This window comes from Caproiciproducens puteiluti (genome assembly GCF_052442865.1).
Classification (GTDB): domain Bacteria; phylum Bacillota; class Clostridia; order Oscillospirales; family Acutalibacteraceae; genus Caproiciproducens.
Genome location: NZ_CP194790.1, coordinates 949348 through 962459, shown reverse-complemented (window position 1 = coordinate 962459; position 13112 = coordinate 949348). Strand labels below are relative to the sequence as shown.

Sequence of the window (13112 nt, the reverse complement as noted above, 5' to 3'; positions counted from 1 at the left end):
CTCCTAAAGCCCTTAATACAGTTCCTTATAAATTTTGTAAACCCTTTCCTGATTGAGCGCCACAAAGTTATTTGCCATCAAACGGCCTTGGTTTCGCATGACCGAGTCGGTAAACTCTTCCAGGTTTTGTTCCGTCACCCCATATTCATGAAGGGCCTTTTTCGGAATCAGGATATCCAGCAGCTTTTCCAGCTCCTCAAAGACATGACCGGCACCGCAGCCTAAAATATCCGCAAGGAACTGATTGAGCACCGCGATTTCCCCGTCGCTTTTCAGTTCCATGTAATTTTTCAGCACACCGGTGAACATGGCGTAATTGGCCTCGCCGTGAGGAACGTGATAGATTGCGCCCAACGGGTAGCTTAACGCGTGCACCGCCGCACAGCCCGCATTACCAAACGCGATACCGGCGTAATTGCTTGCCGTCAGAAAATCATCGAGCAGCGGGGTCCTTGCATCGGGTCCCTTATCCCGGATTTCCCTGTAACCTCTTAAAATCATATCAATGGCTTTATAGCTGAACATTTTTGTCGCGTCCGTCGCTTTCGGTGAGAGGGCGGATTCAACCGCATGAACCAGCGCGTCGATCGAACTGGTTGAAAAATACCGAAAGGGAAGACTGTTCAGCAATTCCGGAATCAGTACGGCGCTGTCCGCGTACAATTCGTCCGCGGCCAGGCCCTTTTTGGTACCCCGGCTGTTGAGTGCAAGAATAGAGATATTGGTAACTTCGCTTCCGGTACCACAGGTCGCCGGTACGATCACCAGTTCCTTGTCTTTTACAAGGGGCAGCTTCCCGTCGAAAAGGTCCAGAACGGGCGATACGTCCCTGAGCGCAAACAGTTTGGAAAGATCAATAACGGAACCGCCCCCAACCGCAATAATACACTTATAGCCGCTCCCGATATCCCTGTATATGGCTTCGGCCATCTCATCGGACGGCTCGCCCGCGCCATATTTCTCTTTCAGGAGCACGTCGCACTGCAAGTTCAGCGCCGCCAGAAAGGGCTTGTAGATATATCCGTTCGTAATGAGCAGATCGCCCCGCCCGATTTTGAACTCCTCTATAAACTCTGCGCAGGTAGAATATTTGTAGATGGTTGGCCTGATAAAAAGCTGCTTCATGACTGTATACCCTGCTCTTTCCCGGTATCGAGCTTAATTTTAATATAGTCCTTAATCAGCTCCACACATTTTTTCCGCCCTATTCTGGCGCTGTTTAAGGTCATGTCGTAATTGATCGGATTGGTCCAATTACCGCCGCCGGTGTAATATTTATAATACTCCGCGCGATATTTGTCGGTCCTGTGTATCATCTGGTTTGCCTCGTCCTCATCGACCCGGAGCTTGCTCACAATGGACTTGACGCAGTCCTCTCTTGGAGCTTCCACATACACGCTGATGACATTTTCGTAATTCCTCAAAAGGTAATCGGCGCATTTTCCGATAATCACGCAGGATTCCGTATTTGCAAGATTGCGGATAATTTCCGCCTGAATGTTGAACAGATTGACGTCCGAAATAAAATCCTTCTCGCTTGGTTCGGCCACAGTGGAAAAGGGGACTTTTTTCAGCATATTGGTGAGATAGCTGCCCTTTAATTTTTCGTCGACATCGTAAAACAAGCCTTCCGCAATCCCGCTCACCTCAGAGGCCATCTGAAGGATCTGCTTCTCATAAACCGGAATGCCCAGATCCTGAGAAAGCATGGTTGCAATATCTTTTCCGCCGCTGCCGAAGCCTCTCGCTATTGTAATCACATAATTTCTCATAGTATTAACCCCTTTTCATACGGTTTCGTCACATACACTTTTGTATCGCGTCTTCCAGAATCGTAAGTCCCGCATCCAGCTGTGCATCCGTTATTACGAGCGGAGCCAAAAAGCGGACGACATTTCCATAGGTACCCGCGTTTTCAATCAGCAGGCCGTGAGCCGCACATTCCTTGATCAGGGCTGAAACAAGCGGAGCGTTGGGCTCCTTTGTTTTCCTGTCCTTGACAAACTCAATTCCGACCATGCCGCCAAGCCCTCTGATGTCCCCGACCACCGCGTATTTTTCCTTCCAGTTGTTGAACGCCGTCCGGATCTTATCGCCGATTTCCACAGAACGTTCGCACAGATGATCCCTTTCCATGACTTCGATCACCTTCAGGGCCGCGGCACAGGCAAGCGCGTTCCCGCCGAAGGTTCCGCCGATCACACCGGCCGGAACCGCGTCCAGAATTTCCGTACGGGCGATGATCGCGCTCAGCGGCACGCCGCCGGCAATTGATTTCGCGGAGGTAATGATGTCCGGCTCGCAGCCCGCTTCTTTCCAGTAGCAGCTTGCAAACATTTTACCCGTACGCCCAAAGCCCGACTGAACCTCGTCCGCGACCAGAAGGATGCCTTTTTCATCGCAGATTTTGCGGAGCGCTTTCACCCATTCGATCGGCGCGGGAATAAAACCGCCTTCTCCCTGCAGGGGTTCGACCACAACAGCGGCGACCTGATCGGCGGGCGAAGCCTCTTCAAACACTCTGTAGATTTTTCCGATATAGTAATCAATTGCTTCGGCTTCCGTCATATTGCCCGGGCATCTGTACAGATAGGGGAAGTCGGCGCGATAAACACCGTCCGGGAAAGGGCCCATTCCCAGCGCGTATGATTTCTTTGATGTCATGGCCATCGTCAGCATCGTCCTGCCGTGGAATGCACCCGAAAAAACGATGATATTGGGCCTCTTCGTATAGGCTTTCGCAATTTTTACCGCATTTTCATCCGCTTCGGCGCCGCTGTTGGCAAAGAAGGTCTTTTTGACCGCGCCCCTTACGGGAACGATTTCATTCATCTTCTCCGCCAAAGCGACATAGCCTTCATGCGTTACAATATTAAACATTCCATGAAAATATTTTCCGGCCTGTTCCCTGACGGCCTCGACCACTTCCGGATGGCAGTGGCCGATATTCAGCACGCCCACGCCGCCGATCCAGTCTAGAAAAAAGTTTCCGTCCATGTCCTCTATGATGGCGCCCTGTGCCCGTTTCATTGCGCAGGGGTAAACACATCGGATCGCTCCGGGCGTCGCTTTTTCCCGCCTTGCGATCAAAGCTTCGGATTTTTCACCCGGCACGGTTTTTGTAATAATCTTTGGCAGCTCATCTTTCAGCATTTCGATTCCTCCATAAAATAGATATCATTTATTCCAGGCGTTTTGTAAAACGTCGAAACCTGCGGTAATCTTTTGGCAGCGGTCGTCACTTTGTTCCGACCGCTTTGCCGGATTTTCTATTGAATCGTTTTTTCAGCTTATTGGTGCCGCTGGTAAATTCCGATTTGCTGTTTAAAACTCCGCCTGGTAGAAAGATCATTACCAGAATTAAAATACCGGCGTAAATAAACAGCTTATAATTGGCAAGGGATTTTAAGGATTCCATTAAAATGGTAATAAAGAAAGCGCCGAAAATGGGGCCGCTGATAATCCCTGTGCCGCCGAATAGGCTCATCGCGATAAATTCCGTCATCAGATTCTGACCGAACATGGCGTCCGGGGTCAGGATTTTCATATAGTGCGCATAAAAAGCGCCAACTACGCCAGCCATGAACGCGCTGACAACAAAAACCTTGATTTTGGTCCTGGCGATATTTACTCCGATTGCCTCCGCCGCTTCCTGCGATTCGCGAATGGCTTCCATGGCCAGACCCGTCGGAGATTTTACGATGTAAGCGCAGGCGCCTACAATTACCGCGAAAATAAGGAGGATCAAATAATAATAAGGGATTTTATCCATGCCGCTGAAGTCGACTCCGGAGATATTTTCATACGAACGGATCTGCCAAAAGCCGCTGGAGCCTCTGGTCCAGGTCTTAAGGTTCGTAAAGACAAGCCTGACGATTTCCGCCAAAACCATGGTGGCTATGATAATATAAGGCGCTTTTTTCAGCCGAAGGCAAGGAACGGCAATAATGACACTGACTAACGCCGCGCAAACGCCGCCGATCAGAAAACCCAGCCAGGGGGATGTCCCGGCGTACAGGCCGAACATTGCCGTGGCATACGCGCCGATCCCGAAAAAAACCTGATGGGCCATGCTGAAAATTCCAAGATAGCCCGCCACCAGGTTCCAGGAGGAAGTAAGCGCCGCCCAATAAAAGCACATGATAAAAATGTTCAGGAAATAGTTCTGCTGGCTGTTGTCACAAACCAGACGGATCAAGACCGGCAAAATGAGCAGCACCAGAAAAAACGCGACGGAAACATTCCTTTTGGACTTTTTATGATCAAATAGTTTCATGATTGTTTCTCTCATATTTAATGTCCCTTCTTTTCAAAAAGTCCATTCGGCTTAAACCAGAACATGAGAATCAGCAGGCTGTAGGCCAGAACATTCTGCCAGTCCGTTCCGATATACTGTACCGCAAAGCTTTCAATCAATCCCAGCAGGAGTCCGGCTACGATGGAACCGCCGATATTTCCGAACCCCCCAATGACGCAGACCACAAAGGATTTCAGCTGAATGCTGGCGCCCATCCAGGGGTTGATCCCGTAAATCGGAGCGAGCAGGCCGCCGGACAGCGCCGTCATCCCGGCAGCTAATCCAAACGTATACATATAAATCTTTTTTGTGTCGATTCCCATCAGGGTCGCGGCGAAGGTGTTCTGGGAGGTCGCCGAAATCGCCCAGCCAAATCTTGTTTTCCGGATGAAAAGCATGGCGGCGAACATAGCAAGAAACGCGACGATCACAACGATAATCCGCTGTGCCGCCAGGGTAACGCCCAGAAATTTGATAATGGCGTCGTTAAAATAGGGAACGCTTTTATATCTTTCGCCGTAAATCAGCTGTACGAAATTCTGCAGCAGAATGGACATCCCGAGCGTAATGACAAAGGGGGAATTTCCCATGCTGTCCCGTGTCAAAGCCGGCGTAAGGATTGCGCGCTCCAGAATCATTGCCAGAACGGCGGCGACGAGAACGGCAATCATGACGGCGGGGATTACGGGAACTCCAACCATGGTTAAAAAGGTATATAACATATAAGCGCCCAGCATATAGAAATCGCCGTGGGCCACATTGATAATCTTTAAAACGCCCCAAATGATGGTCAGCCCCATCCCCAGAACCGCGTAATAGGAACCTGCGACCAGTCCGTTGATTAAATTCTGTAAAAAATTTGTCATAATGTCACCCCTTACAGCCCGAGATACAGTTTTTGTATTTCGGGGGACTCCAGCATCTCATGGGCGTTCCCCGACATCTTGATTTCGCCGGTTTCCATAACATATGCCCGATCGGCCGACTGCAGAGCCATATTGGCATTTTGTTCCACGATAAGAACTGTGATGTTTTTTTCCTTATTGATTTTACCGATGATGTCGAAAACAAGGTCGACAATATTGGGGGCCAAGCCTAAGGACGGCTCATCCAGCATAAGAAACTTCGGGTCGGAAATCAGCGCTCGCGCAATGGCGCACATTTGCTGTTCCCCGCCCGACATGGTGCCCGCGAGCTGATTCAAACGCTCTTTCAGCCGCGGAAACATATCCATAATCTGCGTGAAGGATTCGCTTTCGGCAACTTTTCCCTTCTTTGTGTACGCCCCGAGCAGTATGTTTTCTTTTACGGTCAGCTCCGGGAAAAGATGCCTGCCTTCCGGTATCAGCGCGATTCCTTTGGAAACAAGCCGGTAGGCCGGAACCGCCATGATATTCTCGCCGTTCAGCTCGATGCTTCCGGAGCGATTTTTGATGACGCCGCAGATTGTTTTCATCAATGTCGTTTTGCCTGCCCCGTTAGAGCCCAAAATGGTGACGATTTCGCCATCCCGCACTTCCAGACTGATATCGTACAACACCTGTACATCGTCGTAAAAAGCGTTTAAATGGTCGATCTTAAGCATGCTTGACCTCCCTCTTATTCCCCAGATAAGCGCTGATCACATCGGGATTTTTTATGATCTCCGCCGGTTCGCCTTCCGCGAGCTTTTCTCCGTGGTTCAGGACCAGAATCCTGTGGGAAACGCCCATGACCGCTTTCATAACATGCTCGATCATCAAAATGCTGACTCCGGATCGATTGATGCTTTTGATGATCTCCATCATATCGACGACCTCCGTCGGATTCAATCCGCCGACGACTTCATCCAGCAGCAGCAGCTCGGGCTCCGTGCTTAACGCCCTGGCCAGCTCCAGCTTTTTTCTCTGGGATACGTTGAGGCTGCCGGCCGGATCATTGATTTTATCCGAAAGCCCGACCTTTTCTATCAGATCATAAGCTTCTTTTTCACAGTCCTTGATAGAGCTTTTCTTTTTCAGGCTTTTGCCATAATAAGCGCCCACCATGACGTTTCCAAGAATAGAAATATTTTCAAACGGTTTTGTAATCTGGAAAGTTCTGGCGATCCCCATGCAGCACCGTTTGTCCGGGCGCATGCCCCGCACCGATGTTCCATTGAAAAGAATCTTTCCGGAATAAGTCTGGTAATATCCCGTGATGGTGTTGAACAGCGTCGTTTTTCCCGCGCCGTTCGGACCGATAATTCCTAAGATACTGCCTTTCTCCAAATCAAATGAAATGTCATTGAGGGCCATAAAACTGTCAAATTTCATTGTTATATTGCGAACGCTTAATATCATATTTTCTGCCATTTTGTCCTCTCTTCCCATATCATGTGTCAGCATTGGGCGCCGTCCCACAACACTTTAAAGCCGCATCACACAAGTCCCATACAGGCTGAACAAGTTCGCTGTCAAGCCCTTCCGCCGCCGAAAGAGCATATCTTCCTTGGAAAACATGCTCTTTTCAAGCAGCGCCGGTCAAAATATTCTATTAATAAATTATCCCTGTGAGGGCCACACGACTTTATTGCTTCCGCTTTCGATCTTGCAGATTTTGATCGGAATGAAGTCCGCGCCGTCTTTGCCCGTGTGGGTCTCAGGATCGAACGAGTAGGTTCCCGAGTATCCTTTGTAATCAAGGCTCAGCAATGCCTGCGACAATTGCTCCCCTTTTGTGGTTCCGGCCTTTTCCATTGCCTTCAGCACTTTCATCATCATATCGTAGCCCTGAATATTGTCGAGATTCACCTTGTCTCCGTTATGCGCCTTGAGTTTTTCCGCAAATTCCTGAATTCCTTTATCCTCTTCATTGATCAAAAACGGAGTCCAATACAAACCGTTCGCCAGGTCACCGACCTGACTGACAAATTCCTTCTGAGACGGATAATAAATCGCGAAGTGAGTAGACTCGATGCCGTTTTCCTGATATTGCTTTACAAGCGCGGCCCCTGCGGCGGTGGAAGTAAAGCAGGAGACCAGAAGATCGCTTTTCTTATTTTTAATATTGCTCAATACCGAGTAGAAATCAGTTGTATCCATGGGCACATAATCTTCAGAGTCGATCGTATAGCCCGCCTGTGTCAGCAATTCTTTGCAGGCGCCCAGATTGGACCGGCCGTAATCGGAATCTTCTCCGAGCAAAGCTACTTTTTTATCGCCGGCATTCAGTTTTCCAGATTTGGCCATGTCTATGATCGAATTTGCGATCGCGTTGCCATACGCTTCGCTGTTAAACTCAAATTTGAAGAAATTTTTGTAGCTGTTCGGATCGGAAACATATTTTTTTGAGATTTCGGTACTTACGCATTCCAGAGTCGCAACACAGATATCGGTGGTTTTGGCGACTTCCATCGCCGCAATGCCAACGGAGCTGTTGATCGTATCGGCCCACAGAAAATCGACATTATCCACGGAAACCAGTTTCTGACAGTTGGAAAGTCCCGTCGCTGTATTCGTCTGGCTGTCGTAGAAAATCGCTTTCACCTGCTTCTTGGCACCGTCAACCTGAATGCCGCCCGCTTTATTCACGTCATCAATCGCCATCTGAATGCCGGTATTAATTGCAACGCCTGATTCGGCACTTGTTCCCGACGTAGGGCCGGATACACCAATTTTAATCGTATCACCGCTTGAACCGTTGCCGGCCGCATTGTTCGCCGACGAGGAAGTCGTACCATTTGTTTGACCGCACGCACCTAAGCTTACGGACAGTGTCACTGCCAACAAAATAGATATGAGTTTTCTTTTCACTGTTCTTTCCCCCTTAGAGATGGTTGAGTTTTTGAAGTTCTGTGTATGATAAAAGCAAAGAATTCTCTGCTTCTATTTCAAGCTGAAAATGTGCTGACAGAAAAATCAAAAAAGCAAAAGGGGCTTTATCCGGATGAATAAAGCCCCTTTGCTTTTAACCGTGCTCGACAGTTCCCAATATTATAATTTCTGTTTTCTGTTGCTTACAGAATTTCCAGTTGATTCTGCAACAAGTTTGTCTTGCAAACTGAAATGGAATTGCTGTAAATTCTTTCTAAATTGAATAAATATGCAGACTTTAATGAATAAAAAAAAGGCAAGGAAACTCCCGTTAAGGAATAGCTTCTTTGCCCTCAATTTGTAAATTTAGTGTATGTGTCTTATGTTAGGACGATTATAGCAGATCATATCCGGATTGTCAACGAACACAATTGCGAATTATTTTGTGCACATGCACAATTCATAAAAGATCATCCATAAAAATACTCAGATGAATTTTTAGCCTGTCCTCCCAGTTTTCCAAATTTATATTACATATTTTTTCAATTTTTCTCAATTGGTAATTAATTGTGTTTCTATGGACAAAGTTTAAGTCGGCCAGTTTCTGAATACTTCCATTCATTTTAAAATACTGCTTTAACAGTTCGCAGCAATTTGTATGGTTCGCTTTGTCATATTCGGCAAGCCGGCCATAGGTATTTTTGTGAAAGTCTTTGATTTCATTCTGTGAACCGACTGCCAGAATCAGTTTGTAAATAACTTCCTCGTCATATTCCGTCATTTCCCGGTTCTTGCCGACGGCCAGCTTCAGCATTGCGTTCAGCCGTTTATAGTAATCGCTCAGAGATTCAACGGGTAAATTTCTCGGGGAAAAAACCGCATTCAGCTGAAATTGTTTCGAATACGTCTTTTGAAGCTTCTGAAGACTCTGTTTGATTAAGTCAATTTCTCCTTCACTATAATTTGCAGAGACCATATAGATATGTTTATCCCTTGTAAAAAGGATAAAGGAAGCATTGACCCTATTTAAATTCTCGATGAGCTTACCGGTCACCAGATTGATATAATATTCTATTTTCTCTTTCATGCCAGCCTGCAGGGCCAAAGCGATCAGACAATATCTGGTTTCCTCTCCAAAGCCGTTTCTGGCCAGTATTTTTTTGTATACGTCCTGTTCCTTCGGTGAAAAAATAGCATTCTGAACTGCTTCGGACAGGTTGTCTTCAATCTGCTCTCTCTTCAAAATGGAGCGGCCCATATCATGCATGATATCAACAAGACGGACTTCCCATGGTAAGACGAAAAGCGGAAACCCTACTTTATTGCAGTATTGAATGATTCTGGGAGATATATTTTTTATATAAGGTCCAATATTAATAATCAACCCGCTTATGTTCCTATCATATAGCTGTTTGCAAAAAGATATCAAACCTTCTTCGTCATGGTTCGCAACGCCGGTTGAAATAACCAGCTCATTCTGTCTCTGGAAAGGAATCAGGTTGCTGTTTTCAACAATCTGGACCCAATCCACTAAATTAAAGATTCCTTCTTTTCCCGCAATCAGTTTGAGCTGATACTTCGGGCCGATTTCGGAATATAATTTTCCCAGTAAAACGGCCATAATGCGCCTCCTTTAAACCATGAAGAGCGGAGGAGCTTCTCACCTTAACCACACCCGGCAATCGGCAGATTTTCATTCCGCTAAGGCTTGGACATAATAGATTAGTATATCACAATTTTACCTTAGAAAGATAAAAGATAACGAAAAAGGACATCGCTTTTTCAGTAAATCTTATCGGCATTTCTGCATCCAATAAGGTAAAGGATCGCTTTGTCGAAGAAACGGTAAACATCCTAAGCAAAAAAACGTCTTAAATGGGCTGTCAAAAGCCACTTTAAGACGTTTTTTGTACTTTCTAAGTCCGTCGCATTATGCAATACGTTATTGCATGTTCAATTTTCAGATTGATCCATAAATTAAAGATCTGCGGCAGACCTGCCGATGATAAAGATTACCTCAGAGTCGGTGTTCGGCCGGGCCACCGGCGTTAGTGTGGCTATAGAAAACAATATCCCGTCAGCATTTTCCGCTCCACAAATTCCAGTGTTGACAGCCTAGACGCTTTTCTCTAGAAAAACCTTCAGGGAAGCGGCGTTTGCCTCCTCGCTGCCACCGGATACCGATATGGTGATAACGTTGTCCTGTTTGACGCACAGGCCCATGATTGCAAAAATTTTCCTCGCGTCAGCCTTTCTGCCATCCAGCGAAACGGTTACGTCGGAATTGAGGCTCTGCGCAAATTTGACAAGCTGGCCCGCCGGGCGGGCATGGAATCCTTCGGGATCCGTGACTTTATAGGTGAATTCCTTCATGGTATGTTACATGACCGAAAAGATGGGACACATGCCGATCATGCGCTCCTTTCAAAATATTGACACGAGAAGTACGGTTACCACTCTGCGAAAGTACCGTCGTAGTTCTTCCATTTCGGGTTCGTCCAGACCAGTTCGTCCATGGAAACCTTCTTAATTTTTTCTTCGTCCAACTCGATGCCAAGGCCCGGCTTCGTTGGCAGCCCGACATATCCATCCCTGTATTGAAAGATTTTCTTGTTCTTCACAAAGTCAAGCAGATCATAATCCTGGTTGTAGTGGATACCGAGGGATTGCTCCTGGATGAACACGTTCGGGGTGCAGGCATCTACCTGCAGAGTCGCGGCCAGTGCGATCGGGCCGTAAGGCGCATGCGGTGCGGCGGCCATGTCAAAGCCTTCGGCCATCGCCGCGATCTTTTTCGTTTCCAGAATTCCACCGACCAGCGCGACATCCGGCTGCACAATGTCGATGACGCCTTCGCGAAACAGGTTTTTGAATGCCCAACGGGAATTCAGGCGCTCGCCGGTTGCCAATGGTGTGGAGGTATGCAGCGCCACTTCCCGGAAGGCTTCTTCGTTTTCCGGCAGCACGACCTCTTCCAGGAACATCAACCGGTAGGGCTCCAGCTCTTTTGCAAGCACCTTGGCCATTGGCTTGTGGACTCTACCGTGAAAATCGATGCCGATCCCGAGATCATATCCGAATTTGTCACGCAGCGAACCGACGCGGTCGAGAACCTCCTGAATTTTTTTGAAGGAATCGATATAATGCAGTTCCGAAGTCGCATTCATCTTGACCGAGTCGAATCCGGCGTCAATACGCTCCTGCGCGTTTGCTACCACGTCATGCGGATGATCTCCTCCTATCCAAGAGTAGACCTTGATCTTATCCCTTGCCGCGCCGCCCAGAAGCTCATAAACGGGCACATTCAGCGCCTTGCCCTTGATGTCCCACAAAGCCATTTCGATGCCGGACACAATGGTGGAATTGATCGGACCGCCCCGGAAGAACGACTTGTACAGTTCCTCCCAGATACCTTCGATAGCGAACGGGTTGCGGCCGATCAGCGTATTGCCGATTTCATAGGCTCCGGCAACAACGGTCTTCGTCTTGGTACCGGAGATCATTTCGCCCCAGCCTTCAATGCCCTCGTCCGTCGAAATTTTGATAAAGATCCATCTTGGTTTAACAGTATAAACTTTGACCGCACTGATTTTCATGAAGCTTCCTCCATAATTCCTTTTAACTTCCTGACATGCCCGAAGTAGTACCAACAGGCTGCAAGCACCACGATCAGGATCGGCAGAGTAATCATTACGTTGGAGACGAACACTTCATAGACAAGATAGCTTACCGACAGGCTGGTCGCGGCAAAACAGGAAATTTGCGATCCGTTCGCAAGATTGAGGCCCGTGGATTTTGCAAGCGCGGTCAGAACCGGAGAGGTGGCAGTACCGGCAAGCAGGATGGCGCCCGTGGTAAAAATGCCCATGATGATGCTCTTGAACAGATTCCCGTTGCACAATGCGACAATCATCGCTACGCGGAACGTGATGACGGCGAGATCCGCGAACGGCAGCACCCTGTTCCCGGGCAGGACCGCAGCCATCAGGATGGTGATAGGCGTGACGATCAGCGCGGTGGTGATGACGGACTGGTCGCCGACAATAACGGCGGCGTCAAGCCCAATCAGGAACTTTCTGCCCTTGAAGCGTTCCTGGGTGAATTTGGTCGCCGCTTCGGAAATCGGCATCAAGCCTTCCACGAACAGCGCGGTCATCTTCGGGATCAGCACCAGAACCGCGGCCATGTAAACGGCCAGCGACAGCACCTTGTCGACGGGATAGCGCGCCAGCAAACCGATAACGGCACCGAGGATAAAGCCCAGCATGATCGGTTCACCGAAAATGCCGAATTTTTTCTGCGCATCCTTGATGGAAAAGTTAATCTTGTTGACGCCGGGGATTTTGTCCAGCAGCCAATTCATCGGGACCGCAATCAGCAGAGAGGACAACGCAGACATTGTCGGAAGCGAAATGCTGGGCAGTCCGAAATACTTTTCAACCAGCGGCGCAGACCAGTCCGACAGCTTGAAGGTTATGATCGCCATAAACAGGGCGGCTAACGAGGCGTAAATCAGGTTGTTTGTCACAAAATAGACCATGACACCGACGATCGCCATGTGGTGGTAATTCCAGATATCAACGTCCAGAGTATCGGATGCCTTCAGCACCAACAGCAAGATATTCGTCAGAAAGATCACGCCGATCAGGATCGGAATGATTGGCGACGACCACGTCACCGCCGCGATGGCACCCCAGCCGACATCCAGAATATCCAGCTTGATTCCGAAATTCTGGACCATTGCTTTGGCTGCCGGGCCCAGGTTGGTAGACAACAGGTTGATTACCAGATTGATACCGGCGAAGCCGATGCCGACCGTCAGGCCAGCTTTCAAAGCCTTTGAAAATTTCAGTCGGACAATCAGGCCGACAATGGTGATAATAATCGGTAGAATGACAACTGCGCCCGCGCCCATCAAAGCGCGGAAAGCAACGTAGGTTGCCTGAAGAACTTGATTCATAATTTTTCCTCCTGCCAAATTGGAAGCCATACTGTATGTAAATCCCGATGGCTCCTGTAATGGAATCCCGCGGAAGGGCGGC

12 protein-coding genes are annotated in these 13112 nt (G+C 48.3%); all 12 read right to left on the bottom strand.

What is annotated here, in order from left to right:
* Window positions 1–12 precede the first annotated feature (12 nt).
* Window positions 13–1125: a 4-hydroxybutyrate dehydrogenase gene (locus tag ACRQU7_RS04605; RefSeq protein WP_444644083.1), complete on the bottom strand. Its 1113-nt coding sequence runs from the start codon at window positions 1123–1125 to the stop codon at window positions 13–15.
* Window positions 1122–1772, bottom strand: coding sequence for a cytidylate kinase-like family protein (locus ACRQU7_RS04600; RefSeq protein ID WP_444644081.1), 651 nt, complete (start codon window positions 1770–1772; stop codon window positions 1122–1124). The genes ACRQU7_RS04605 and ACRQU7_RS04600 overlap by 4 nt, the downstream gene beginning before the upstream one ends.
* A 28-nt stretch (window positions 1773–1800) precedes the next feature.
* Window positions 1801–3153, bottom strand: a complete 1353-nt coding sequence (locus ACRQU7_RS04595; protein ID WP_444644079.1) for an aspartate aminotransferase family protein — start codon at window positions 3151–3153, stop codon at window positions 1801–1803.
* An 85-nt stretch (window positions 3154–3238) separates the two neighbouring features.
* Window positions 3239–4276, bottom strand: coding sequence for a branched-chain amino acid ABC transporter permease (locus tag ACRQU7_RS04590; protein WP_444644077.1), 1038 nt, complete (start codon window positions 4274–4276; stop codon window positions 3239–3241).
* A gap of 17 nt (window positions 4277–4293) precedes the next feature.
* Entirely contained in the window at window positions 4294–5163 is an 870-nt protein-coding gene (locus ACRQU7_RS04585) for a branched-chain amino acid ABC transporter permease (RefSeq protein WP_038322787.1), read from the bottom strand.
* An 11-nt stretch (window positions 5164–5174) separates the two neighbouring features.
* Entirely contained in the window at window positions 5175–5882 is a 708-nt protein-coding gene (locus ACRQU7_RS04580) for an ABC transporter ATP-binding protein (RefSeq protein WP_444644075.1), read from the bottom strand.
* Entirely contained in the window at window positions 5875–6630 is a 756-nt protein-coding gene (locus tag ACRQU7_RS04575) for an ABC transporter ATP-binding protein (RefSeq protein ID WP_141828148.1), read from the bottom strand. The genes ACRQU7_RS04580 and ACRQU7_RS04575 overlap by 8 nt, the downstream gene beginning before the upstream one ends.
* Before the next feature lie 189 nt (window positions 6631–6819).
* The gene (locus ACRQU7_RS04570; protein ID WP_444644072.1) at window positions 6820–8070 is read right to left on the bottom strand and encodes an ABC transporter substrate-binding protein; all 1251 of its coding nucleotides are present in this window, start codon (window positions 8068–8070) and stop codon (window positions 6820–6822) included.
* A gap of 460 nt (window positions 8071–8530) precedes the next feature.
* A complete protein-coding gene (locus tag ACRQU7_RS04565; protein ID WP_444644070.1) occupies window positions 8531–9691 on the bottom strand; it encodes a PucR family transcriptional regulator in 1161 nt (386 codons plus the stop codon).
* Between the two features lie 494 nt (window positions 9692–10185).
* Window positions 10186–10443 (bottom strand): HPr family phosphocarrier protein, encoded by a 258-nt coding sequence (locus ACRQU7_RS04560; protein WP_038322780.1) that lies wholly within the window; start codon window positions 10441–10443, stop codon window positions 10186–10188.
* A gap of 77 nt (window positions 10444–10520) precedes the next feature.
* Window positions 10521–11666 carry a galactonate dehydratase gene (gene dgoD, locus ACRQU7_RS04555; protein WP_038322779.1) on the bottom strand — a complete coding sequence of 382 codons (1146 nt, stop codon included), beginning with the start codon at window positions 11664–11666 and terminating at the stop codon, window positions 10521–10523.
* Window positions 11663–13030: a PTS transporter subunit IIC gene (locus ACRQU7_RS04550; RefSeq protein ID WP_038322777.1), complete on the bottom strand. Its 1368-nt coding sequence runs from the start codon at window positions 13028–13030 to the stop codon at window positions 11663–11665. Before ACRQU7_RS04550 ends, dgoD begins: the two co-directional genes overlap by 4 nt.
* Window positions 13031–13112: the final 82 nt, after the last annotated feature.